Origin of the sequence: Bradyrhizobium sp. SBR1B (assembly GCF_014198205.1) — a bacterium.
Classification (GTDB): domain Bacteria; phylum Pseudomonadota; class Alphaproteobacteria; order Rhizobiales; family Xanthobacteraceae; genus Bradyrhizobium.
Genome location: NZ_JACIHC010000001.1, coordinates 875,340 through 898,727 on the forward strand (window position 1 = coordinate 875,340; position 23,388 = coordinate 898,727).

The 23,388-nt window shown below is 63.8% G+C and carries 21 protein-coding genes; 9 read left to right on the top strand and 12 right to left on the bottom strand.

All coding sequences use genetic code 11. The annotated features are described in order from the left end of the window. Window positions 1-22: 22 nt before the first annotated feature. On the top strand, window positions 23-994 hold the full coding sequence (locus tag GGD61_RS04235; protein WP_183230260.1) for a CHAD domain-containing protein: 972 nt from the start codon (window positions 23-25) through the stop codon (window positions 992-994). Here the strand turns inward: GGD61_RS04235 and GGD61_RS04240 are convergent. Next, on the bottom strand, window positions 991-2,841 hold the full coding sequence (locus GGD61_RS04240) for an alpha/beta hydrolase (RefSeq protein ID WP_183230262.1): 1,851 nt from the start codon (window positions 2,839-2,841) through the stop codon (window positions 991-993). The two genes, GGD61_RS04235 and GGD61_RS04240, sit on opposite strands and share 4 nt — an antisense overlap. Before the next feature lie 213 nt (window positions 2,842-3,054). On the opposite strand from GGD61_RS04240, the gene GGD61_RS04245 reads away from it, so the two are divergent. Continuing rightward, the gene (locus GGD61_RS04245) at window positions 3,055-3,783 is read left to right on the top strand and encodes a CBS domain-containing protein (RefSeq protein ID WP_183230264.1); all 729 of its coding nucleotides are present in this window, start codon (window positions 3,055-3,057) and stop codon (window positions 3,781-3,783) included. Window positions 3,784-3,808: 25 nt separating this feature from the next. On the opposite strand, the gene GGD61_RS04250 is transcribed toward GGD61_RS04245, so the two are convergent. The 3 genes from GGD61_RS04250 to GGD61_RS04260 all read right to left on the bottom strand — a co-directional run bounded on the left by GGD61_RS04250 (window position 3,809) and on the right by GGD61_RS04260 (window position 6,636). Beyond that, window positions 3,809-4,267, bottom strand: coding sequence for a RidA family protein (locus GGD61_RS04250; protein WP_409362450.1), 459 nt, complete (start codon window positions 4,265-4,267; stop codon window positions 3,809-3,811). Window positions 4,268-4,288: 21 nt separating this feature from the next. Next, on the bottom strand, window positions 4,289-5,980 hold the full coding sequence (locus GGD61_RS04255; protein ID WP_183230268.1) for a benzoate-CoA ligase family protein: 1,692 nt from the start codon (window positions 5,978-5,980) through the stop codon (window positions 4,289-4,291). 137 nt (window positions 5,981-6,117) lie between these two features. Continuing rightward, a complete protein-coding gene (locus tag GGD61_RS04260; protein ID WP_018319244.1) occupies window positions 6,118-6,636 on the bottom strand; it encodes a MarR family winged helix-turn-helix transcriptional regulator in 519 nt (172 codons plus the stop codon). 253 nt (window positions 6,637-6,889) lie between these two features. Here GGD61_RS04260 and GGD61_RS04265 point away from each other — a divergent pair, with 253 nt between their 5' ends. Beyond that, window positions 6,890-8,083, top strand: a complete 1,194-nt coding sequence (locus GGD61_RS04265) for an ABC transporter substrate-binding protein (protein ID WP_183230270.1) — start codon at window positions 6,890-6,892, stop codon at window positions 8,081-8,083. Window positions 8,084-8,095: 12 nt separating this feature from the next. Then, window positions 8,096-8,554 carry a cupin domain-containing protein gene (locus GGD61_RS04270; protein WP_018319243.1) on the top strand — a complete coding sequence of 153 codons (459 nt, stop codon included), beginning with the start codon at window positions 8,096-8,098 and terminating at the stop codon, window positions 8,552-8,554. A gap of 9 nt (window positions 8,555-8,563) precedes the next feature. Here the strand turns inward: GGD61_RS04270 and GGD61_RS04275 are convergent, their stop codons facing one another. From GGD61_RS04275 to GGD61_RS04290, 4 genes are all read right to left on the bottom strand, one after another. Further along, window positions 8,564-9,814, bottom strand: a complete 1,251-nt coding sequence (locus tag GGD61_RS04275) for a flavin-dependent oxidoreductase (RefSeq protein ID WP_092260882.1) — start codon at window positions 9,812-9,814, stop codon at window positions 8,564-8,566. Between the two features lie 55 nt (window positions 9,815-9,869). Beyond that, the gene (locus tag GGD61_RS04280) at window positions 9,870-12,221 is read right to left on the bottom strand and encodes a bifunctional salicylyl-CoA 5-hydroxylase/oxidoreductase (RefSeq protein ID WP_183230272.1); all 2,352 of its coding nucleotides are present in this window, start codon (window positions 12,219-12,221) and stop codon (window positions 9,870-9,872) included. Window positions 12,222-12,317: 96 nt separating this feature from the next. Beyond that, window positions 12,318-13,154 (bottom strand): enoyl-CoA hydratase family protein, encoded by an 837-nt coding sequence (locus tag GGD61_RS04285; protein ID WP_183230273.1) that lies wholly within the window; start codon window positions 13,152-13,154, stop codon window positions 12,318-12,320. Between the two features lie 43 nt (window positions 13,155-13,197). Then, window positions 13,198-13,959: an SDR family NAD(P)-dependent oxidoreductase gene (locus tag GGD61_RS04290; protein ID WP_183230275.1), complete on the bottom strand. Its 762-nt coding sequence runs from the start codon at window positions 13,957-13,959 to the stop codon at window positions 13,198-13,200. A gap of 183 nt (window positions 13,960-14,142) precedes the next feature. On the opposite strand from GGD61_RS04290, the gene GGD61_RS04295 reads away from it, so the two are divergent. The 5 genes from GGD61_RS04295 to GGD61_RS04315 are packed head-to-tail and all read left to right on the top strand — an operon-like array spanning window position 14,143 to window position 19,879. Then, the gene (locus tag GGD61_RS04295) at window positions 14,143-14,958 is read left to right on the top strand and encodes an alpha/beta fold hydrolase (protein ID WP_183230342.1); all 816 of its coding nucleotides are present in this window, start codon (window positions 14,143-14,145) and stop codon (window positions 14,956-14,958) included. A gap of 12 nt (window positions 14,959-14,970) precedes the next feature. Beyond that, window positions 14,971-16,260: an acyl-CoA dehydrogenase family protein gene (locus GGD61_RS04300; RefSeq protein ID WP_018319238.1), complete on the top strand. Its 1,290-nt coding sequence runs from the start codon at window positions 14,971-14,973 to the stop codon at window positions 16,258-16,260. Window positions 16,261-16,262: 2 nt separating this feature from the next. Beyond that, window positions 16,263-17,798, top strand: coding sequence for a class I adenylate-forming enzyme family protein (locus GGD61_RS04305; protein WP_183230277.1), 1,536 nt, complete (start codon window positions 16,263-16,265; stop codon window positions 17,796-17,798). After that, a complete protein-coding gene (locus tag GGD61_RS04310; protein ID WP_183230279.1) occupies window positions 17,795-18,883 on the top strand; it encodes an NAD/NADP-dependent octopine/nopaline dehydrogenase family protein in 1,089 nt (362 codons plus the stop codon). Before GGD61_RS04305 ends, GGD61_RS04310 begins: the two co-directional genes overlap by 4 nt. 3 nt (window positions 18,884-18,886) lie before the next feature. Continuing rightward, on the top strand, window positions 18,887-19,879 hold the full coding sequence (locus tag GGD61_RS04315; RefSeq protein ID WP_183230281.1) for a 3-hydroxybutyryl-CoA dehydrogenase: 993 nt from the start codon (window positions 18,887-18,889) through the stop codon (window positions 19,877-19,879). On the opposite strand, the gene GGD61_RS04320 is transcribed toward GGD61_RS04315, so the two are convergent. From GGD61_RS04320 to GGD61_RS04335, 4 genes are read right to left on the bottom strand one after another with little or no spacing between them, the layout of a single operon-like run. Further along, entirely contained in the window at window positions 19,876-20,922 is a 1,047-nt protein-coding gene (locus GGD61_RS04320) for a peptidase M29 (RefSeq protein WP_183230283.1), read from the bottom strand. The genes GGD61_RS04315 and GGD61_RS04320 overlap by 4 nt on opposite strands. Window positions 20,923-20,959: 37 nt before the next feature. Next, window positions 20,960-21,724 carry an ABC transporter permease subunit gene (locus GGD61_RS04325; protein ID WP_210310970.1) on the bottom strand — a complete coding sequence of 255 codons (765 nt, stop codon included), beginning with the start codon at window positions 21,722-21,724 and terminating at the stop codon, window positions 20,960-20,962. Further along, window positions 21,724-22,509: an ABC transporter permease gene (locus GGD61_RS04330; RefSeq protein WP_092260864.1), complete on the bottom strand. Its 786-nt coding sequence runs from the start codon at window positions 22,507-22,509 to the stop codon at window positions 21,724-21,726. Before GGD61_RS04330 ends, GGD61_RS04325 begins: the two co-directional genes overlap by 1 nt. Further along, the gene (locus GGD61_RS04335) at window positions 22,506-23,351 is read right to left on the bottom strand and encodes an ABC transporter ATP-binding protein (RefSeq protein WP_183230287.1); all 846 of its coding nucleotides are present in this window, start codon (window positions 23,349-23,351) and stop codon (window positions 22,506-22,508) included. Before GGD61_RS04335 ends, GGD61_RS04330 begins: the two co-directional genes overlap by 4 nt. Window positions 23,352-23,388 lie beyond the last annotated feature (37 nt).

The window sequence follows — 23,388 nt, forward strand, 5'->3', positions numbered from 1 at the left end:
AATCTGATTGGCGCGGACAAAGATGGCGCGACCCACCACGACCTCGACGGCCGTTCGCGCCACGCCGGCGGCGCGGCGCAATGCCCTGCCCGGCCGCCTCAGCCCCGGCATGGCCTGCGATACGGCGTTCCGCATCATCGCGCGCCGTCACCTCGATGCCGTGCTCGCCCAGCATGACGGCACCTGCCGCGGCGATCCCGACGCGCTGCACCAGATCCGGATCGCATTGACGCATCTGCGAACAGCCATCCGCTTCTTCTCGCCGATAGTCGACGACGCCCTTCGCCCGAAGGTCTGGACCGAGCTAAAATGGCTGAACGGTCAGCTCGGCATGGTACGGGATCTCGACGTGGCGATCGAGCGGATCGTCGCCGAGAGTGGCGACAATCTCGCGGTGGTCGCCGAGCTTCAGTGTTGGGACGAAAAGCGCGCCGAGAGCCACCGCCTGCTGGCGCGCGCGCTGCAATCCGCGCGGTATCGCCGCCTTGTCGAGCAGACCTCGACCTGGATCGAGAGCGGCCCCTGGTCGACCCGGCGCAGCAAGGAAGCCATACGATTGCGCCGCTGCACGCTCGCCTATCACGCGACGGAGCGGCTGACCGAGTGGGAAACGGCGCTGCTCAAGAAGGCGCGAAAACTCCGCAAGCTCGACGTCGAAAAACGCCACAAGCTGCGGATTCTCAACAAGCGGCTGACTTATTCGATCGAGTCGCTCCAGGACCTGTTCGCCGATGAATCGCTGACGAAACAGAAATCCATCCTCAAGAAATTGCGCAAAGCGCAACGGTCGCTCGGACGATTGAACGACGATGCGCGGGGACAGGCGCTGGCGGCGTCGTTGAACGGCGCCGGCCTCGAAGCCGGCAATCGATTCCGCAACCGCAAACGGGAAAAGAAGCTGTTGCGGACGGCGTCAACGGCCTACCGCAAACTGGACAAGACCAAACCCTTCCGCTCCTCGGACCTCGCACCGAATTCCGAGCCGGAGGTTTAAGTGTGGACGTAGTCCCCTGGCGCATCGGGCAGGCCGGGAGCGTCTCCAAGCCCGATCGGTGGCGGATCGCAGGGCGCACCGGAGCGCGCCGCCAGCCATTTGGTCCATTCCGGCCACCACGACCCTTCAACGCGCGGAGCCAGCTTCAGCCACTCGTCCGCACCGACATAGGGCGCGTCCTCGGCCTTGCTCAGCACTTGATAGCTGTGGCCGGGCTCGTCGGGAGGCGCGACGACGCCGGCATTGTGACCGCCGCTGGTCAACAGGAACGTCACGTCGGCATCGACCTGATAGTGAATCTTGTAGACCGATCGCCACGGCGCGACGTGATCGGCCAGCGTGCCGACCACGAACATCGGGGCGTGAAGATCGGACAGCGAAACGTTCCTGCCGCCGACGTGATAGCGCCCGCCGGCCAGATCGTTGTCGAGGAACAGCTTTCGCAGATATTCCGAATGCATGCGGTAAGGCAGCCGCGTTGCGTCCGCGTTCCACGCCATCAGATCGCTCGGTGGCGCGCCCTCACCCATCAGATAGTCCTGCGACAGCCGCGACCAGATCAACTCGTTGGAGCGCAGCAGCTGAAAGGCGCCGGCCATCTGGGTCGTGTCGAGGTAACCGCGCTGCCACATCATGTCTTCGAGAAAGGCGACCTGGCTCTCATTGATGAAGAGCGTCAGCTCTCCGGCCTCGGTGAAGTCTGTCTGGGCGGCAAGGAGAGTAACGGTGCCAAGGCGCTTATCACCGTCGCGCTCCATCGCGGCGGCAGCGATCGACAGCAATGTACCTCCCAGACAATAGCCGAGCGCATGGGTCTTCCGACCCGGCATAACGCGGCCGATCATGTCCAGCGCCGCCATGACCCCCAGCCTGCGATAGTCGTCGAAGGCGAGATCCCGATCCGTCGCATCCGGGTTGCGCCAGGAGATCGCGAACACGGTGAAACCCTGACCGGTCAGATATCTGACCAGCGAGTTCTGCGGCGAGAGATCGAGGATGTAGTACTTCATGATCCAGGCCGGCACGATCAGGATCGGCTCTGGTCGCACCTGCGCCGTGGTCGGATGGTATTGGATCAGCTCGATCAGCGCGTTACGGTAGACGACCTTGCCGGGCGACGCCGCCACCGACCTGCCGACCACAAACTGCTCGCCGTCCGCCAGTTTCGAGGCGGACAGCAGGCGCATCAAGTCACTGCACCAGTTCTGCCAACCGAAGACAAAGTTCTCGCCGCCGCTCTGGAACGCCTTCTCCAGGACTTTCGGATTTGTCGCCGCGAAATTCGACGGCGCCAGCATGTCAAGCATCTGGCGCATCGAGAACTCGACAATGGCCTCATTGGCGTGCGACACGCCGCGCACGCCGGTCGCCGCATCCCGCCACCAGCGCTCTGTGAGCAGAAATGCCTGCGCCAACAGATTGAACGGCGCGGTCTCCCATTGCGGTCCGCTGAAGCGGCGATCGCGTCCCTGCGGCTGGATCACAGACCACGGCTTTTGCTCCGGTGACGCCGCGTGCGCGGCGGCTTCCGCCAGCCGGCCGGTGTCGCGCAGAATGCTGCGGACAATCTCCATCTGGCGCTGCGGCGCCGCAGCCAGATGCGAACTCCAGTCGAGCCAGGCCAGCGACAAGGCCAGCGGCGAAATCCCGCCTGTGAATCGCGCCAGCATCGCGTGAAATGCGCGGTCGAGAGGATATGGCTCCGATGCAGGCGGCGGATCGGCGGCAGGCATTCCGGCGGGTGTTTCGGGGCTCACCGTCGAGGCTTCGGGAGCAGCGACGGGATTGACGGGAAGAGCCTGCGCCGCCGGCACTTCGGCCCGTGGAAAGATCTGCACGACGCTCATGGCTCAATGTTCCCGAGGGGCTTCTGGTCTAGGTCGGCAGCAGGATATGACGAGGCTTCGCAGAGGCGTTGAGCTGCATCAAATCCGGGGCGCGGATCACGATTGCTTAATCAGGACGGACGGGCCTCGTCCGATTGACCTGAGTCAAGCCGCACCCTGATGTCCGCGCTAGTTTTCGCGCATTGAATTTCGATAGAGCCAGCGGAGTTGTCCATGCGCGCCCACCAGATCATGACCCGGTCGGTCATCTCGGTTACCCCCGACACAAGCATCGTCGAGGCGGCAAATATCATGCTGAAGCGGCATGTCAGCGGTCTCACGGTGGTCGACGATACCGGCAAGCTGGTCGGCGTCGTGTCGGAAGGAGATTTCATCCGCCGCAGCGAAATCGGCACCGGGCGCAAGCGCGGACGCTGGCTGCGGTTCATCCTTGGTCCGGGCAAGTCGGCCAGCGATTTCGTCCACGAGCACGGCCGCAAGGTCGCGGAGGTGATGACCGACACGGTCGTCACCATCACGGAGGATACGGCGCTCGCCGAGATCGTCGACCTCATGGAGCGGAACAACGTGAAGCGGCTGCCGGTGGTGCGCGGCGACAAGGTCGTCGGGATCGTATCCCGCGCCAATCTGCTGCAGGCGGTGGCGGGGCTCGCCCGCGAAGTGCGGGATCCGACGGCGGATGACGACCACATTCGCAGCCGCATCATCGACACCATGGAGAAGAACGACTGGTGCCCGTTCGGGCTGAACGTCATCGTCCGCGACGGCATCGTTCACCTCAGCGGCGTCATCACCGAAGAGCGCACGCGGCAGGCTGCGATGGTGGCCGCCGAGAACGTCGACGGCGTGAAGAAGGTGCACGACCATCTGTGCTGGGTCGACACCATGTCGGGCGTCTATCTGAACTCGCCCGAGGACGACGAGCTCGCCAAGGCCAGCTGACAAGGCGAGCTGAACCGGACGCGATTCAGCGCGGAATGACGGCGGTGGCCTCGATCTCGACGCGCGCCGCCTTCTCCACGAGGCGCACCACCTGCACCAGCGCCATCGCCGGGTAATTTGCGCCGAAGATGGCACGGTAGACCTTGCCGAGCTCCTTCAGGTTGGACAGGTACTCGTCCATGTCGACGACATACCAGGTCAACCGCACGAGGTGCTCGGGCCTCGCGCCTGCCTCGGCCAAGATCGCGGCGATGTTGCTCAAGGTCTGCCCCACCTGCGCGACAAAGCCGTCGGCAAGACGCTCTTCGGCATCCCAGCCGATCACCCCGCCCGTGACGACGATGCGCCCCTCAGCGGCCATGCCATTGGCATAGCCCTTCGGCATCGGCCACCCCGACGGCTGGAGCACCTGCACCCGCGAGCGGATGTCATCCTCGGCTGCTGTCGGCAGCACCGCGAGTTGCGGGCCTTTCGGCGTCGTCACAGACAATTCTTCATCCTCTTCTCATTCCGCCGCGACGCCTGAGGACGTTGCGGCGGCCTGCGCCAGTTGCCGCAGGGCAAAGCGCTTCAATTTTCCGGTCTCGGTCTTGGGTAGTTGCGTCACGAATTCGATGGCACGCGGATATTTATACGGCGCGATCTCGCGTTTGACATGTTCCTGCAACTCGGTCACGAGCTCTGCGTCCGGTGTCACGTCGGGCGTGGCGACGACATAGGCCTTCACGATCATGCCGCGCGCCTCGTCGGGGGCACCGACCACGCCGCACTCGGCGACCGCCGGATGCGTGAGCAGCGCCGCCTCGACGTCGGTGCCCGCGATATTGTAGCCGGCCGACACGATCATGTCGTCGGAGCGAGACTGGTACCAGAAATAGCCGTCGCTATCCATCAGGTAGGTGTCGCCGGTGATATTCCAGCCGTTCTTGACGTATTTGCGCTGCCGCTCGTCGGCGAGATAGCGGCATCCGGTCGGCCCGCGCACCGCGAGGTTCCCCATCGTGCCCGGCGGCAAATCGTGGCCGTCATCGTCGACGATCTTGGCCTCATAGCCCGGCACGGGCTTGCCCGTTGCGCCGGGGCGGATCTCGTCCTCGGCCGCGCTGATGAAGATGTGCAGCAATTCAGTCGAGCCGATGCCGTCCATCAGCTTGATCCCGGTCGCCTTAAGCCAGGCGTCGAAGGTCGGCTTGGGCAGCGTCTCGCCCGCGGAAACACATTTGCGAAGCGAGGAGATGTCGCGGCCCGGCAGCTTGCCGATCATCGCCCGGTAAGCGGTCGGCGCCGTGAAGCAGACCGTGGTCTTGTATTGCTCGATTGCCGTCAGCACGTCGTCGGGCGTCGTCTTCTCCAGCACGACGAAGGAGGCGCCGATGTGCATCGGAAACAGCACGCCGCCGAAGCCGAAGGTGAACGCGAGCGGCGCCGAGCCGACGAAGCGATCCTTCTGCTCGGCTCGCAGGATGTTGCGCGCATAGCCGTCGCAGACCGCGAGCATGTCGCGGTGGAAATGCATGGTGCCCTTGGGATCGCCTGTCGTGCCGGACGTAAAGGCGATCAGGCAGACGTCATCGGAGGCGGTATCGACGGCCTTGAACTCCGGGCTCGCGTCAGCACTGAGCGCTTCGAGCGAGTCCGCCGCGCTATTGCCCCAATAAACAACTCGCTTGAGAATTGGCGCCGCAGCCTTTGCCTTCTCCATCTCCTCGGCGAGCTTTCCGTCGCACAGCGCGAGCGCAATCTCCGCCTTCTGGATCGGGTAGGACAGCTCCTTGGCGCGCAAGAGCGGCATCGTTGCCACGACGATGCCGCCGGCCTTGATCACTGCGAGATAGGTCGCGACCATCATCGGGTTGTTGGCCGAGCGCAACAGCACACGCCCGCCGGGGATGAGACCGAGCTTGCCGACCAGCACGTTGGCGATACGGTTCACCAGCGCTTGCAGCTCGCGATAGGTGTAGCTGACGGCGGGACTGATGACGCAGGGCGCATCGCCATGGCCCTGCTCGACCCAGCGGTCGAGGAAATAACTGACGCAGTTCAGTCGCGACGGATAGTGCAGCTCCGGCCGCGTGAAGATGAACTCGGGCCAGAGCTCGCGTGGCGGCAGATGCTGCCGCGCAAACGTATCGACATGGGCCGTCGCAGCGTTGCCGTCATGCGAGCCCGACACTTGAATCTTGGCGGCGTTGGCCATCGCACGCTCCTTTCAGCATGGATTGCACCCGGCAGCACGATCTGGGAAATATTTTAGGCTTAAAACAATTTGGCGCAATAGCGGATTTTGGGCATTCCGTGCTTTTTCCTGCGGCAAAAGGGATTGGGCGGCGGCGCTTACGGCCGGCGGCGCGCGGCCGATTTCTGCGCCGACGCCTTGGTCTTGGCGAGCAGCCGCATCAATTCGCGCACATCCTTCGGCGAGAGGTCGGCGAAGAGATCGGCGATCCAGGTCTCGTGCTCCGCGGCCATCTTGCGGAACTCGGCGCGGCCGAGCTTCGTGAGGCGGATCACCTGGACCCGGCGATCCGTCTCCGAGGTCCGGCGATCGAGATGGCCGGATTCCACGAGGCGCTCGACGAGACCGGTGACATTGCCGTTCGACACCATCATGCGCTTGGAGACATCGGACAGCGTCATGCCGTCAGGCGCCTTGTCGAGCTGCGCCATCAGATCGAAGCGGGGCAGCGTGACGTCGAACCGCTGCCGCAGCCGGCCGCGAACCTCGCCCTCGATCAGGGTGGTGCAGGTCAGAAGGCGCAGCCACAGCCGAAGCTCGTCGGCATGGTCTTCCGGCGTTTCGACGGCCTTGGTCTCGGAATCGAGCATCTCGGTGCGTTCACTCTCGGCGGGCATTGGCGCCGGCACGGATTCCCCAACATTTTGAGCTTCAAATAAATCGACGCCGGCCGCAAGTCCAAAGCTGCAACAATCGACCGCACGCCAATTTCTTTAGGCTTCAAATAATTGGCGCGCCGCTTGCATGCGCCGCTGCCCGCGGGGATGACGACACTTTGAGCGCTGCTTGCCGCGACCGCCATCATCAGCATAAGCTTGGATTGAAGTACGCGGCTTGCGGCGCAAGCCCTGACGTCACGAGGGACAGATCATGAGAATGCAATCGACCTTGGCCGCAACAGCCCTGCTGCTCGGCACCGCCGTGACCCCCGCCCTCGCCCAGGAGAAGATCAAGCTCGGGGTGATCGTGACCCTGTCGGGACCAGCCGCCGCGCTTGGCCAGCAGGTTCGCGACGGCTTTGCGCTCGCCGTAAAGGACCTCGGCAGCAAGATGGGCGGCCGTGACGTCGAGGTCGTCGTCGTCGATGACGAACTGAAGCCGGACGCGGCGGTGACCAAGGTCAAGGGGCTGCTGGAACGCGACAAGGTCGACTTCGTGATCGGCCCGATCTTCTCCAACATCCTGCAGGCGATCCACCGGCCCGTGACGGAATCGAAGACCTTTCTGATCAGCCCCAACGCCGGCCCGTCGACCTTTGCCGGCAAGGACTGCAACCCGTTCTTCTATGTGACCTCGTATCAGAACGATCAGGTGCACGAGATCCTCGGCAAGGTCGCGCAGGATCGCGGCTACAAGCGCATGTACCTGATGGTGCCGAACTATCAGGCCGGCAAGGATTCGGTGGCGGGCTTCAAGCTCGACTACAAGGGCGAGATCGTCGAGGAATCCTACATGCCGCTGAACACGCTGGACTTCCAGCCGGAGCTTTCCAAGATCTCCTCGCAGAAACCCGACGCACTCTTTACGTTCATGCCCGGCGGTCTCGGCGTCAATCTCGTCAAGCAGTACCGGCAGGCGGGCCTCGCCGACAGCATTCCGGTGCTCTCGGCGTTTACGGTGGATGAATCGACGCTGCCGGCGCAGCAGGATGCGGCCGTCGGCATGTTCGGCGGCGCCAACTGGGCGCCCAATCTCGACAATGCCCAGAACAAGAAGTTCGTCGCGTCCTATGAAGCCGCCTATAATGTCGTGCCCGGCACCTACGCCTTCCAGGCCTATGACGCCGCGATGCTGATCGACAGCGCGGTCAAGGCCGTGAAGGGCGACCTGTCGAACAAGGACGCGGTCCAGGCCGCGCTGAAGAAAGCCGACTTCACCTCGCTGCGCGGCACCTTCAAGTTCAACACCAACGGCTATCCGATCCAGGATTTTTATCTGACCAAGGTCGCCAAGCGTCCGGACGGTAAGTTCCAGACCGAGATCGTGCAGAAGGTCTTCGAGAATTACGGCGACCGCTACGCCAAGGACTGTAAGGCGGCGAACTACAGCCGCGCGTCGCGTTAAGGGAGGACTTCAATGAGCAGCGAGATCACCGGCATTACCCGGGCCAACGAGGGGATCCAGGGCATTTCCTGGAACATCCTCGGTCAAACCTACGTGCCGAAGAGCAAGACCGAGCACAGCTTCTCCTGGCACGCGACATTGCCGCCGGGCACGTTCGTGCCGCCGCACATTCATCCCGACCAGGATGAATATCTCTACATGCTGGAGGGCAAGCTCGACTTCATGCTGGGCAATTCCGAGTCGCAGGCGACCGCCGGCGACCTGATCCGCCTCGGCATGGGCGTGCCGCACGGCATCTTCAACAAGTCGGAGCAGACCGCAAAGGTGCTGTTCTGGGTGTCACCGACCAAGAAGCTGTTCGACCTGTTCTGGGGCCTTCACAACATGAAGGAACAGAAGCCCGAGGACGTGGTGGCGATGGCCGCCGAGTTCAACATCCACTTCCTGCCGCCGCCTCCCGGCGCTGGCTAGCGGCAGGTCTTAAGCGCGCACCGCCGCAAGCCCCGGCACTGCGGCGAAGCCCGCCTTGGTCGCATAGCCGCGCACGATGGCCTCGCGCTGGGAATAGCTCAGCACGTTATCGACATTGTCGAATCCATCCGGCGCGAGTTGCTCGACGACGTCGATGACGCCTTCAGGGCCGCCGCGCCGGTTGGAGCGCACGATATCCGCCGTCATCGGCAGGCGCTTCTTCTCGTATTCGAGCAGAGCCTGGCGCGGATGCTCGGCTCGCACAAGCGCGTCCGCAAGGCAGCGCGCATCGAGGATCGCCTGCGAGGCCCCGTTGGAGCCGACCGGATACATGGGGTGCGCGGCATCGCCGAGCAGCGTGACACGTCCTGACGACCAGTAGGGCAAGGGATCGCGGTCGCAGGTCGGATATTCGTAGAATTCGGGCGTCGCCGAGATCAGGCTTTTGACGTCGACATAAGGCACTGAGAAGCGGGCGACGTGCGGCATCAGCTCCTCGCGGCGGCCCGGCCGCGACCAGTCTTCCTTCCGCGGCGGTGGCGCATTGCCCTCGCCCACCTTCACCAGCACGGCCCAGTTGGTCAGGCGGCTCGCCGAGCTCGATCCCTCCGCGATCGGATAGATCACCACCTTGGCATTGAGGCCGCCGGCCACGATCATCGATTTGCCGGTGAGAAACAGCGGCCAGTCGCGCGCACCGCGCCACAGCATCAAGCCGTTCCAGCACGGCGGACCTTCATTTGGGAACAACGTCTCGCGGACGCGGGAGTGGATGCCGTCGGCGCCGATCAGGATGTCGCCGCGCGCGGTGTGGACATGCGCGCCGGCACGATCGAAGAAGTAAGCGGTGACGCCGCCCTCGTCCTGCGTGAACGCGCCGAGGCGGCAGCCGGTGTGGATTGCATCCACTCCGAGCCGCTCCTCGACCGCGCGATGGATGACGCCCTGAAGCCGGCCGCGATGAATCGAGAATTGGGGCACGTCGTGACCGGCGTCGATGCCGCGGGCTTCGCGCCAGACCTCCTGGCCGTGGCGGTTGAGATAGTAAAGCTGATCGGTGCGGATCGCGACATCGTCGAGCTTCTGGAGCAGGCCGAGTCCGGCAAGCTCGCGCATGGCATGCGGCAACGTATTGATGCCGACGCCGAGCTCACGAATGGTGTCAGCCTGCTCGAAGATCTCGCATCCGATGCCACGCGAACGCAGCATCAGCGCCGTGGTGAGACCACCGATACCGCCACCGACGATAATCGCCTTCATCGCCCTTACTCCACTCGAAATATGCCAGGCAATGAGGTTAACGTCGCACGGGCAGTTACTCCGCCGCAAGCGGCTTTGTCGCCTCCGCCTTGAGCTCGGCCCGGGTCTTGGGCTTAGCCTTAATGCGCAGCTCCTCCAGATCCTGGCGGTCGCGGACGCTGTTGCGGAAAATTTGATCCTTCCCGGGCAGATATTGCGGCGGGCAGAATGCGCTTTCTGCCCCGTACCAGGCCGCCGCCCTCATGGTGAAGAACGGATCGACCAGATGCGGCCGCCCAAGGGCGACGAGATCCGCCCGGCCAGCCGCCAGGATCGTATTGGCCTGGTCCGCCGTCGTGATGTTGCCGACGCACATCGTGGCGACGCGCGCCTCATTGCGGACTTGATCCGAGAACGGCGTCTGGAACATGCGGCCGTAGATCGGCTGCGCGTCGCGGACCGTCTGTCCCGTCGAGACGTCGACGAGATCGACACCAGCCTCGGCGAAAGCGCGCGCAACCGCCACCGCATCGTCACCGGTGATGCCGCCGTCAGCCCAATCGGTCGCGGAGATACGTACCGACATCGGCTTGTGCGACGGCCAGACCGCGCGGAGCGCCTCGAAGATCTCGCGCGGGAAGCGCAGACGGTTGTCGAGCGAGCCGCCGTATTCGTCCGTCCTGGTGTTCGTCAGCGGCGAGATGAAGCTGGCGAGCAGATAGCCGTGGGCGCAGTGCAGCTCCAGCATGTCGAAGCCGCAGCGCTCGCCGCGCTCGGCCGCCGCGACGAAAGAGTCTCGCACCGCATTCATGCCGGCGCGATCGAGCTCGCGCGGCACCTGGCTGTCGGGGAAATAGGGTAGTGGCGATGCGGAGAACACGTCCCAGCCGCCTTCGTCCAGCGGGCGGTCCATGCCGTCCCACATCAGCTTGGTCGCACCCTTGCGGCCGGCGTGGCCCAGTTGCAGGCAGATTTTCGCGGCCGAATTGCCGTGGACAAAGCCCACGATGCGCCGCCACGCCGCCTCCTGCTCGTCGTTCCACAGACCGGCACAGCCCGGCGTGATCCGGGCATCGCGGCTGACGCAGGTCATCTCCGTGAAGATGAGGCCGGCGCCACCGATCGCGCGCGATCCATAGTGCACGAGGTGGAAGTCGGTCGGCACGCCCTCTTTCGCCGAATACATGCACATCGGCGACATCACGGCGCGGTTGGCGACCTCCATCTCGCGCAGGCGGAACGGCTGGAACAACGGCACCGTCGGCTTTTTGATGTCGACGTCAAAGCCGCTGTCGCGAACCTGTTTGGCAAATGACGTCTCGACCTCAGCCACGAAATCGGGCGCGCGGAGCTTGAGATTGTCATAGGTGATCGCCTTCGAGCGCGTCATCACGCCGAAGGCGAACTGCACGGGATCAAAATTCCAGAAGCGGTCGACATGCTCGAACCAGACCAGCGAGACGTCGGCGGCGTGCTGCGTCTTCTCGACCTCCTCACGGCGGCCGTGCTCGTAGACATCAAGCGCCGCCTTGATGCTGAGAGCTTTCTCCATCGCATCGGCCAGCGCAATCGCGTCTTCCATCGCGAGCTTGGTGCCGGAGCCGATCGAAAAATGCGCGCTCGCCTTGGCATCGCCGAGCAGCACCATGTTGTCCTTGACCCAGCGCTTGCTGCGGATCATCGGGAAATTGCGCCACATCGAACGGTTGACGAGCAGCTTATGTCCATCGAGGAACCAGCCAAAAATCTCGGCCATCCGCGCGGCGGACTGCGTCTCGTCCAGCCCTGTGAGGCCAGCCCGCTCGAACGTCTCGGGATCGGTCTCGAAGATCCAGGTCGAGTGTCCGGCCTCATACTGATAGGCGTGGGCGATGAACGGCCCCCACTCGGTCTCCTGGAAGATGAAGGTGAAGGCATCGAGCGGCTTGGTCGAGCCCATCCAGGCGAACTTGTTGGAGCGGAGGTCGACCTCCGGCTGGAAATGATCGAGGTATTTCTCGCGGAAGCGACTGTTGATGCCGTCGGCAATCAGGACGAGATCGGCGTCGGCAAACCGGGTTTCGTCGTCAACGTCCACCTCAAAGTGCAGGACGACGCCAAGCTCGCGGGCCCGCTCCTGAAGGATCAGGAGCAGCTTGCGCCGCGAGCAGCCGCAAAAGCCGTTACCGCCGACCCGGTGCACCGTGCCGCGGAAATGCACGGCGATGTCGTCCCAGTAGGCGAACTCCTGGGTGATGCGGCGATAGCTCGGCAGATCGTGTTTTTCAAAATTGTCCAGCGTGGCATCCGAGAACACCACGCCGAAGCCGAAGGTGTCGTCGGCCCGATTACGCTCATAAACCGTGACGTCGGCGCCCGGGCGCTGCTTCTTGAGCAGGATCGCAGCGTAAAGACCCGCAGGTCCGCCACCGATGATCGCGACTTTCATGGGAGCCTCGCCAATTCACCCGGCCATGAAACTATTTTAAGCCTAAAATAATTTCGCGCAAGTCCCCCCTTGCTGGCCGGCTCGACAAAGACGCCGTTAGTCGCCCCTGAAGACCGGCTTGACCTTGTTGGCGAAGGCCTCGAAGGCGCGCTCGAAATCGGCCGTCGTCATGCACAGGGCCTGGGCAACGGCTTCCGCCTCAATCGCTTCCTCCACCGACATGGCCCATTCCATCGCCAGCATCCGCTTGGTCATGGTGTTGGCGAAGGTAGGCCCTTCCGCGATCTGCTTGGCCAGGACCTGCGCCTGGAGCAGCACCTGCTCCGACGTCACGATGCGGCTGAAGAAGCCCCAGCGCTCACCCTCCTCCGCAGTCATGAACCGGCCGGTATAGAGCAGCTCGGAGGCGCGGGACTGTCCGATGATCCGCGGCAGGATCGCGCAGGCGCCCATGTCGCAACCTGCAAGACCCACCTTGTTGAACAGGAACGCAACCTTGGCCCCGCTCGCCGCGAGACGCATGTCCGAGGCCATCGCGACGATCGCACCAGCCCCGGCACAGATGCCCTCGACCGCGGCTATGATCGGCTGCGAGCAGGCCCGCATCGCCTTGACGAGGTCGCCGGTCATCCGCGTGAAGGCCGTCAGACCCTTGGTGTCCATCTTCACCAGCGGGCCGATGATCTCGAACACGTCACCACCGGACGAGAAATTGCCGCCAGCGCCGGTGACGACGACGGATTTGACCTGGTCGTCGAAGGCGCAAGCGCGGAAGAAATCGGTCAGTTCCCGGTAGCTTTCGAACGTCAGCGGATTCTTTCGTTCGGGTCGGTTGAGCGTGACCGTCGCGACGCCGTCGACCACCGCCAGCACGAAGTGCTGCGGCGAATAGTCCGCGAGCGGAATGGTGACGGGATTTGCTGGTCTGCTCATGCGATCTCCTTGGCTTCGTTGTTCCGCGCCTGCGCCATTCACGCTAGACTTCGCCCCCGGCCACGGCAATCGCCTGCCCGGTGATCGCGCCGGCGCCCTCGCCGCACAACCAGAGCACCGCGTCTGCCACTTCCCGAGGTGCGATCAGGCGTCCTTGCGGATTGTGTTTCGCGAGCTCTGCGATCGCCTGCTCGCGACTACGCCCCGTCTTGGTCATGATGTTCTCGATGCTGCCGGCGACGAGATCAGTGTCGGTGAAGCCCGGACACACAGCGTTCACGGTGATATTGCTTCCGGCCATCTCGATGGCAAGGGAACGCACCAGACCGATCACGGCATGCTTGGCCGCGCTGTATGCGCTGACATAGGCGTAGCCCTTCAACCCCGCCGTCGACGCGACCGCGACAATTCGGCCATAGGGGCGATCTTTCATGCCCGGCAGCACAGCACGGGCGGCGTGGACCACGCCCATGAAATTGACATCCATCATGCGCGCAAAAAGAGCGGCGTCAGACTTCGCGAATGGCGCCGATTCGGCGCTGCCTGCGTTGGCAATCAGGATATCAATCGGCTGCCGCGCGCTGGCCTCGCTAATAGCGGCCTTCAACGACGTTTCGTCCGAAACATCGGCAACGGCCGCAAAATGCGCGGCGCCGGCGTCGACCGCCTCCGCAAGAGTCGCGGCATTCCGGCCAAGCACCGTCACGATGGCCCCGGCACCGACAAGAGACGCCGCGATCGCGCGGCCGATGCCGCGGCCACCACCGGTCACCAGTGCGTGCGGCGAGTGCGGCAATCCGGACATGCGCAGGCTCCCTCGGATCCAATGATCGTTCCTCCGATATATTTTAACCTTCAAATTTTTGCAACGAAAGCGGCGCTCGTCACGACACGAGAGGGCGGCCCGAAAATTGCTTTAAGTATAAAATTATCGCTTCCCATCCCCCACAGGCCTGTTAGCATCAAGGGCCAAGCAAAAGGATGTCGCGTGTCGCAGCCTGTGCCAATGATAACAAAGGACGGACGCTTCGCCTATGAAGCCGCGGGCGATCCGAATGCGACACCTCTCATTTTCCTGCACGGCATCGGCGGTGCAGCGCGGGCCTGGCGGCGGCAACTTGCCACGTTCGGCGGAGGCTTCCGCGCAATTGCATGGGATATGCCGGGCTACGGCAGATCGGCGCCGCTCGCCAGCGTCAGTATTGCTGCCCTGGCGGCGGCACTCCAGCAATTCATCGAACAACTCGGCGCGGCCAGACCCATCCTGGTCGGTCACTCGATCGGCGGCATGATCGTGCAGAAATGGCTGGTGCAATCTCCAAAGCTGGCACGCGCGGTCGTACTGGCGCAGACCAGCCCTGCCTTCGGCAAGGCCGAGGGCGAGTGGCAGAAATCGTTCATCGCGGCACGGCTCGGGCCGCTCGATCGCGGGGAGACGATGAAGTCACTGGCGCCCTCGCTGGTGAAGGAGCTTGTCGGCGACGATCCCGATCCGAACGGGATGGAGCTTGCACGCGAATGCATGGGGAGCGTGCCCGAAGCAAGCTATCGTGCCATGATGCTGGCTCTGATCGGCTTCGATCAGCGCAGCACGCTTGCGAATATTTCCGTCCCCACGCTGTTGCTGTCGGGTTCCAAGGACAACAATGCGCCCGCGCCGATGATGGCAAAGACGGCGAGCTACATCCCTGGTGCCGAATATGTCGAGCTCGCCGGCGTCGGCCATCTCGCCAACCTCGAGCGCCCCGAGGCCTTCGACGAGGCCCTCGGCCGGTTCCTGAACTCTCTCGCGACCAAAGCGTAAGGTGACTGCGCAATGACCATGCAAGTCAGCAAGACGATCGGCACGACCGACAAGGTTGCACTGGATGCGCCGATCTTCGATCCCGTTGCATTCCGCCTCGGCGACGAGCAGGCCGGCATCATCACCCGCGCAAGGGAGATCGGCCAAAGCGTGTTCGCCGCTCGCGCTGCGACCTACGATCGCGAGGCGACCTTCCCGATCGAGAATTATCGCGACCTGCACCGTGTCGGTCTGCTCGGCATTGCCGTGCCCAAGAAACACGGCGGGCTCGGCGCGAACTACCAGACCTATGCTTTGGCGGCTGCCGAGATCGGCCGCTATTGCGGCGCGACCGCGCTGACCTGGAACATGCACGTGTGCTCGACCCTGTGGTCGGGGCCGCTCGCCGACGATCTCGACATGGACGCGGACACCCGCGCCGAGCACGAGCGGCGGCGCGCGGTTCACTACAAGCGCATCGTCGAGGACGGTGCGATCTATTCGCAACCCTTCTCCGAGGGCGGAGCGGCCGCCGCAGGCGGTGTCGCCTTCGGCACGGAAGCAAGGCCCGTCGAGGGCGGCTGGATCGTCAACGGCAAGAAGATTTTTGCATCGCTCTCCGGCCACGCCGACTATTACGGCGTGCTCTGCACCGAGATCGAGGAAGGCGAGAAGGCGTCCCGCCGCAACACGCTTTACCTCGCGATATCAGCCAAGTCCGAAGGCGTCTCGGTCGTCGGTGACTGGGACCCGCTCGGCATGCGCGGAACGGTTTCACGGACGCTTCTGTTCAAGGACGTGTTCGTGCCGACCGACTCTGCACTGATGCCGCGCGGCGTCTATTTCCAGGCCGCGATGCGCTGGCCGCACATGTTCCTGACGTTGTCGCCGACCTATATGGGCCTGGCTCAAGCCGCCTATGACTTCACCGTGCGCTATCTGCGCGGCGAAGTGCCGGGCATGCCGCCGGTCAAGCGGCGGATGTATCCGACCAAGCAGATCGCGGTCGCGCAGATGCAGATCAAGCTCGAGCAGATCAAGGCGATCTGGTTCCAGGCCGTCACCGAAGCCTGCGCCAATCCGAGCAAGGAGCAGGTGCTGCGGGCCTACGCCGCGCAATATTCGGTGATGGAGGGTGCCAACGAGCTCGCCGCGCTCGCGATCCGCACCTGCGGCGGCCAGGCCATGCTTCGCTCGCTGCCGCTGGAGCGGATCTATCGCGACAGCCGCTGCGGCTCGCTGATGCTGCCCTGGACTGCCGAACTCTGCCTCGACCGGATCGGACGCGAGGCGCTGTATGAGACCGGCGAGACGGACGACTGACGGTGGACCTCTGCAGTCTGATCGATCGCAACGCGGCGTTCGCGCCAGACAAGACAGCCATTGCCTTCGAAGGGGAACGGCTGAGCTATGCGGCGTTCGCCGCACGCATCGAACACACCGCGACGGCATTGAAGCAGGAGCTCGGCGTCGGCCGTGGCGACCGCGTCGCGATCCTGAGTTTGAACCGGCCGGACTATTTGGTTCTGCTTTATGCCTGCGCGCGACTTGGCGCGATACTTGTGCCGCTGAACTGGCGGCTCGCCGTCGCCGAGCAGCTCTTCATTCTCACCGATGCGGGCGCCAAGGTGCTGGTGCTCGAGCAGGCATTTGAGGGCGTTCTTTCCGGGCTCGCCCGGACTGCGCCGGGGACTGCCGTCGTCGGCCTCGACTTCGCACCGCCCCGCGGCACGACATTCGAAAGCCTGCTGGCGCGCAGCGACGGCAGCAGCCGAAATCCGCACACCGATCTCTCCTGCCCGCTGCTGATCGTCTACACGTCGGGGACAACCGGGCGGCCGAAGGGCGCAGTGCTGCGCCAGGAGGCGCTGTTCTGGAACGGTGTCATGAGCCAGCACATGCACAACATGTCGTCCGACGATCATGTGCTGACCGTGCTGCCGTTCTTCCACGTCGGCGGCCTCAATATCCAGACCACGCCGGCACTGCAGCTTGGTGCGACCGTCACGGTCCACGCGCGTTTCACGCCGGATACCGCGCTCGCGACCATCGAACGGGAGCGGCCGACACTCACGGTCATGGTGCCTGCAATCATCCAGGCGGTGAGCGAGCATCCTGCCTGGGCCGCCACGGATCTTTCGTCACTCAAGGCCGTCGCCACGGGCTCGACCATCGTGCCGCCGCATCTGATCGAGCGTTTCGTCGCGCGCGATGTCCCGGTGCTTCAGGTCTACGGCTCGACGGAAACCTGCCCCATCGCGATCTATACGCGCCTCGGCGGCGACCTCTCGCGGGTGGGATCGACCGGACTCGCCGGCCTGTGCTGCGAGGCAAAGATCATCGATCAGGCTGGCAACGAACTGCCGGCGGGCACGCCGGGCGAAATCGCGGTGCGCGGTCCCAATGTGTTCTTCGAATATTGGGGCAATGCAAACGCCACGCGTGATGCGTTGCACGACGGCTGGTATCGCACCGGCGACATCGGCCTGTGCGACGCCGACGGCTATTTCTGGGTCCGCGACCGCAAGAAGAACTTGATCATTTCAGGTGGAGAAAACGTCTATCCGGCCGAGGTCGAGCGCGTCCTGCTCGAACATCCTGACGTCAGCGAATGCGCCGTGATCGGCCGGCCGGATCCGCGCTGGGACGAGGTGCCGATCGCTTATGTGATCCGGAGATCCGGCTCCCGGCTCGAAGCGGATGAACTCAAGACACACATCCAGACGCAACTGGCCCGCTACAAGGTGCCACGCGATATCGTCTTCGTCACCGACCTGCCGCGCACCGCGCTGGGCAAGGTCCAGCATTTCCTGCTGAAGCAGCTCGATGCGCAGTCGCGCGCGCAAGGAGAAGCATCTTGAAGATTGCAGTTCTGGGTGGGGGAAACGGCTCCTTCGCGGCCGCGGGCGATTTTGTGCTGTCGGGGCATGAGGTGCGGCTCTGGCGCCGCGATGCCAATCAAGTCGCGGCACATCGCGCCGCCGGCTCGCGCATCCTGGTCAAGGATCACAACGGCCGCCACGACGTGAAGCTCGCGCTGGTCACGACCGACATCGCCGAAGCTGTCAACGGCACCGAGCTGATCCTGTGCCCCGCGCCTGCCTTCGCGCAGACCGATATCGCTCGCCTGCTCGCCCCGCATCTGCGGGACGGTCAGGTCGTATTTCTGCCGCCAGCGACATTCGGCTCGATGATCTTCGCAGAGGCCACGCGGGAAGCTGGGAACCAGGCCAAGGCAAGCTTTGCCGAAACCGGCACATTGCCGTGGCTCACCCGCAAGCACGGACCGTTCGAGGTCGCGATCACCATCCGCGCCAAACGGCTTCCAGTCGGCGTGTTCCCGCTCGACCAGGCACCGCATGCGCTCGAGGTGATCGGACGCGCTTTCCCCGATACGATCGAGCCGTGCGGAGACGCGCTGTCCGGTGCGCTGATGAATGCAGGGCCGATCATCCATCCGCCGCTGATCGTGATGAATGCAGGTCCAATCGAACATTTCGAGCGCTGGGACATTCACAAGGAAGGCACGCAGGCCGCGATCCGCCGGGTGACCGACGCGCTCGACATCGAGCGGATTGCCGTACGCGAAGCGCTTGGTTACGGCGCACCGCATTTCCCGCTCGCCCATCACTATGCGAAAGAAGGCGAGATCTGGATGTATGGCCGCGGCTCGCATGACCGGCTGACGGATTCCGGCGACTGGCGCGAGCGGATCGTGCTGACGGAGCACCGCTATATGCGTGAGGACCTGCGGCTTGGGCTGTCGCTGCTGGTCTCCGTTGCCGGCCTGGCCGGCGTGGCCACGCCGCTGGCGAAAGCTTTTCTGGCGATCGGTGGCGCGATTTGCGGCGAGAGCTTTGCGCAGGGCGGCCGAACGCTTGAGACGCTGGGGCTCGACAATCTCAGCAAGGCTGAATTGCAGACGTTGCTTCGCAATGGATTTTGACCGATGATCAATCGCGCCGATATCGTCTGTCTGGGGGCTGGCCGCATGGGACGCGGCATCGCCGTCGCGTTTGCCTACGCCGGGCATCAGGTCACGATGATCGACGTCAAGGCGCGCTCCGCGGAGGAGTTTGCCAAGCTGGAGGCGGACGCGCTCGGTGAGGTCGCGAAGACCTTTGCCAGCCTGTCCAAGCTGGGGCTGCTGACGGAGGCTGATGTCGATCCGCTCGTCGCGCGCGTCTCGGTGGTGCCCGCCAGCCAGAGCGGGGCAGCACTCTCCGAGGCCGGTATGGTTTTCGAAGGGGTTCCGGAGGTCGTCGAGCTCAAGCGCGAGGTGCTTGGGTCAGCCTCACGGCAGCTCCGACCCGACACGATCATTGCATCGACGACGTCGACCATCCTCGTCGATGATCTCTCCGGCGCGATCGTGAATCCTCGCCGCTTCCTCAACGTGCATTGGCTCAACCCGGCCTATCTGATTCCGCTGGTCGAGGTTTCGCCCGGCAAGGGCACCGATCCGGCAATCGTCGCCGAGGTCAAGGGACTGCTCGAAGGCATCGGCAAGGTCCCGGTCGTCTGCGCGGCGACGCCCGGCTTCATCGTTCCGCGCATCCAGGCGCTGGCGATGAACGAGGCCGCACGCATGGTCGAGGAAGGCGTCGCCAGTGCCGAGGAGATCGACAAGGCGATCCGCTACGGTTTTGGCTTCCGCTACGCCGTACTCGGACTGCTCGAATTCATCGATTGGGGTGGCGGCGATATCTTGTACTACGCCAGTCGCTATCTTGAAGGCGCGCTCGGCAGCGACCGTTACCGCGCGCCGGACGTCATCTCACGCAACATGCATGAAGGTCGGATCGGGTTACGCACGGGGGCCGGCTTTCTCGACTATTCGGGTATGGACGTTGACGCCTATCGCGTAAAGCGGCTCCAGGCCATGGTGGGTCTGCTGCGCCACTTCGACCTGGCGCGTCCACCCGTGCTCGACCGCAGTTAGCCGAAGACGTCCTGCAACACGCCTTCGCGAACGACCGCGACGCCATCGAGCTCGATCGTCGTTCCCATCATCGGCAGGTCGAAATGCCCCGCCGTGTAGCGGCCGGCGAATTCGTTCGCGCCGGTTGAGAACAGGAAATTGCCGGAGACGGCCCGAATCTCGGTGCCATTGGTGTCGCGCTGGTCGTACATCGACAGCGCTTCATAGCGCGCGCCGGGGTTCATGCCGAAACCGATATGCGAGACGGCATAGGCCTCACGATCGCCCCAGGCCGCGAGATAGGCGCGCATCATGGCGGCATCCGTGCCTTCGCCTTCCAGCTCGACGACATAGTCGTCCTTCAACGTCATCTTCACAGGTGACGTCAGGTAGCGCTTGAAGGTGAGATTGATGTCGCCCGGCGCCATCACCAGCGTGCCGTTGATGGTCGCGCTCTTGGGGAAGCTGACGACGATTCCGCCTGGCCAATGCGCCAGCGTGCCGGGCTTGTCGGTCCAGCCCCAGACACCGACCGTGGACGCGCCGACCATATCGACATCGAGCGCGGTGCCGGCCTTCGAGGTCACCCGCATCCGCTTGGTCCCCCGCAACATCTTCGCCGCCGCACGAACGCGCTTCTCGAGCGCAGGATCCGGCACCATCCGCTCCAGCGCTTCGGGATGCTCGTTCGAGATCACCAGGATCCGCGCACCGGCTTTGAGGATCTCCGGCGTCTCCACCGCGTGCATCAAGCCTTCGATGGTGCAATCCACCACGAAGCCGGCCTGCTGAAGTGCGCTGATGACTGGCCCAAGCTTCTGGATCGCCTCGCTCGCCCCCGTTGAGCGAACCGGAACGATATTGCGGTTGCGCGGTGTGGGCATCACCACGTGAAACGGCCGTGCGCCCATACGCAGCAGCGCGAGCTCCGCCAGATGCACATTCAACGCACGCGACTGGGTTTCCGACAGGATCGCCGCGGTATCGCCGGCCTTGACGGCGCAACGTTCAAAGATCTCGCAAAATGCGTCGATCCATTTTGCCTCGATGCGATCAGCCAGCATGGTTCACTCCCGGTCTTCTGGTTTCTTCTTGGTCGGTTCACGCCTCAGGAAAGCCCCGCAGCAGGTACGAGCGCAACGCGCCGAGCAGGCCATTCAAGATCAGGCCCAGCAGCGAGATCGTGATCAGCGGCACGAACATGTCGACGGCCTGAAAAGTTCGCGCCGCGGTCACGAGCGCGTGCCCCAATCCGTCCGTCGACGTGATCATCTCGGCCAGAAACACCACGATGCAGGAAATGACAAGCCCGATCCGGCATCCGGTCAGGATCGACGGCATCGCCGCCGGCAGTACCACCTTGAAGAGGATTTCGTAGCGCGGCGTTCCCGCCGCCATCGCCGACCAGATTAGCTTCTGTTCGACGGTCGACGCGCCGTAATAGGTCGAGAGCAGAATGGGAAAGAGCGCGTCCGCGGCCACCAATGTGATCTTCGACCCGTGGCCGAATCCGAGCAAGAGCAGAAGTGCCGGATAGAGCGCGACCTTGGGCAGCGGCGCCAATACGCGGACGATCGGCCGAACCACGGCATTGATCGCCGGATTGGCGGCGGCGGCAATGCCGATACTGACACCCAGCACGACGGCAATCGCGAAGCCTGCAAATAGCCGGACCAGGGTTGCGGCAATCTCCTGCTGAAACGTCCACGTCACGAGTTGCTGGAGCAGCCGGCCGAAGACGAAGCCAGGCGGCGGCAGCAAGACCGCAGGCGCGAAGCCGAATGATACCAGGCCTTGCCACAAGGCGATGACCAGCACGATCGGGGCAATGCCGAGAAGGACGCTTGCGGAGAGAAGGCGCGACATCACGAAAAACTCAGCGGCATGTCGAACTGAGGCTCGGACCAACGCACGAGTCTGGCCCGAACCCTTTCAAAAATCGCGTCGAGACAGATACCCATCGCGCCCACGATGATGATCATCGCAAAGACGGTGTCGTATTGGCCCATGTCGAGCGCGTTGAACAGGATATTGCCGGCGCCGGACTGGCGGGCGATCATCTCACTGGTGATCATCGTGATCAGCGCCAGCACCAGTCCCGTGCGGCAGCCGGTCAGGATCTCCGGCAGCGCCGCGGGCAACACGATCCGCACCAGGCGTTGCGCCGGCGAAAGCCCCATCGCGGCACCTGACCACAGCATCTTCTCTTCGACGGCCTTGGCCCCCTCGAAGCTGTGATAGATCACGGGAAGGCTGACGCCCAGGAAGATCACCAATGTCTTGGTGACGTCGCCGACGCCCAGCCAAAGCATGATGATCGGCATCAATGCCGCCTTCGGCACCGGATAAATCACCATCAGGAGCGGATTGAAAAAGGCCGCGACGCCGCGGCTGCGTCCCATCAGCAGGCCCAGCGGAATCGAAACCAGCACCGCCACACCGAACCCGATCGCCATTCGGCGAAGCGAGGCCAGGATGTTGATGAGGGATTCCTTATCGCCGAGAATATCCGGAATTGCCCGGATCGCCTCGGTTGCCGTCGGGAGGCTGTCGTTCTTGAGCGCAAGCGATGCAACCTGCCACACGGCCAGCAACCCGATGCAGGCCAGCACCGGAGCGGCCCGTCTGAGCAAGGTGGCCGACGACATCATGATGCCGACCCGACTTCGTCGCTTTCATCGAACATGCGCTCGATATCGACGACGTACTTCTGATAGCGGGGGTCGAGCAACAGTTCGTTGCGGCGGCGCGGTCGCGGCAGATCGATGTCGATCACCTCGCGGATGCGGCCGGGCGATTTCGACATCATCACGACTTTGTCCGAGAGAAAGACGGCTTCGTCGACCGAATGGGTGACGAACAGCACCGTCTTGCGGTCGCGCTCCCAGATGTTGAGAAGGTCGTTCTGCAGCCGCGTCCTAGTGTGCGCGTCGAGCGCACCGAACGGCTCGTCCATCAACAGCACTTCCGGATGGTAAGCGAGCGTGCGCGCCAACGCCACGCGCTGCTTCATGCCGCCCGACAATTCCTTGGGGTAGAAGCTCTCATAGCCCTTGAGGCCAACCATTTCGATCAAGGCCCGGCTTTGCGCTTCCGCTTCGGCGGCGCGCACTCCTTGCTGACGCGGGCCATACATCACGTTGCCCAGCACGGTCTTCCAGGGAAACAGCGCAAATTCCTGGAACACCGGTCCGCGATCCGGACCGGGACCCGTGATCGCATGTCCCTTGATCTTCGCCGAGCCGCTGGTCGGACTGACAAAACCGCCGACGATATAAAGCAGTGTCGACTTGCCGCAGCCGGACGGCCCAAGGATGGAGACGAAGGCGCCCTCCTCGATCGTCAGCGAGATCTCGGAAAGCGCCACATGATCCTTGCGCGCCGAAGTCTGAAAGACCTGCGAGACGCGGTCGATCTCGATGATTGCAGAAGCCGGCTCTTGTGATCTCACCGGTCTCACCCATTCGCTCGATCTCGCAGGCACTATCGTCATCCCGTCTCACTCGCGCGAACATTCCTCGACGAACCTG

Bases quoted from the DNA above. Each gene is read 5' to 3' on its own strand.
- GGD61_RS04335 (WP_183230287.1), bottom strand. From the start codon at position 23,351: ATGACGATAGTGCCTGCGAGATCGAGCGAATGGGTGAGACCGGTGAGA.
- GGD61_RS04275 (WP_092260882.1), bottom strand. From the start codon at position 9,814: ATGAAGGCGATTATCGTCGGTGGCGGTATCGGTGGTCTCACCACGGCG.
- GGD61_RS04270 (WP_018319243.1), top strand. From the start codon at position 8,096: ATGAGCAGCGAGATCACCGGCATTACCCGGGCCAACGAGGGGATCCAG.
- GGD61_RS04290 (WP_183230275.1), bottom strand. From the start codon at position 13,959: ATGTCCGGATTGCCGCACTCGCCGCACGCACTGGTGACCGGTGGTGGC.
- GGD61_RS04320 (WP_183230283.1), bottom strand. From the start codon at position 20,922: ATGCTGGCTGATCGCATCGAGGCAAAATGGATCGACGCATTTTGCGAG.
- GGD61_RS04330 (WP_092260864.1), bottom strand. From the start codon at position 22,509: ATGATGTCGTCGGCCACCTTGCTCAGACGGGCCGCTCCGGTGCTGGCC.
- GGD61_RS04235 (WP_183230260.1), top strand. From the start codon at position 23: ATGGCGCGACCCACCACGACCTCGACGGCCGTTCGCGCCACGCCGGCG.
- GGD61_RS04245 (WP_183230264.1), top strand. From the start codon at position 3,055: ATGCGCGCCCACCAGATCATGACCCGGTCGGTCATCTCGGTTACCCCC.
- GGD61_RS04280 (WP_183230272.1), bottom strand. From the start codon at position 12,221: ATGAAAGTCGCGATCATCGGTGGCGGACCTGCGGGTCTTTACGCTGCG.
- GGD61_RS04255 (WP_183230268.1), bottom strand. From the start codon at position 5,980: ATGGCCAACGCCGCCAAGATTCAAGTGTCGGGCTCGCATGACGGCAAC.
- GGD61_RS04260 (WP_018319244.1), bottom strand. From the start codon at position 6,636: ATGCCCGCCGAGAGTGAACGCACCGAGATGCTCGATTCCGAGACCAAG.
- GGD61_RS04325 (WP_210310970.1), bottom strand. From the start codon at position 21,724: ATGTCGCGCCTTCTCTCCGCAAGCGTCCTTCTCGGCATTGCCCCGATC.
- GGD61_RS04240 (WP_183230262.1), bottom strand. From the start codon at position 2,841: ATGAGCGTCGTGCAGATCTTTCCACGGGCCGAAGTGCCGGCGGCGCAG.
- GGD61_RS04300 (WP_018319238.1), top strand. From the start codon at position 14,971: ATGACCATGCAAGTCAGCAAGACGATCGGCACGACCGACAAGGTTGCA.
- GGD61_RS04285 (WP_183230273.1), bottom strand. From the start codon at position 13,154: ATGAGCAGACCAGCAAATCCCGTCACCATTCCGCTCGCGGACTATTCG.
- GGD61_RS04265 (WP_183230270.1), top strand. From the start codon at position 6,890: ATGAGAATGCAATCGACCTTGGCCGCAACAGCCCTGCTGCTCGGCACC.
- GGD61_RS04315 (WP_183230281.1), top strand. From the start codon at position 18,887: ATGATCAATCGCGCCGATATCGTCTGTCTGGGGGCTGGCCGCATGGGA.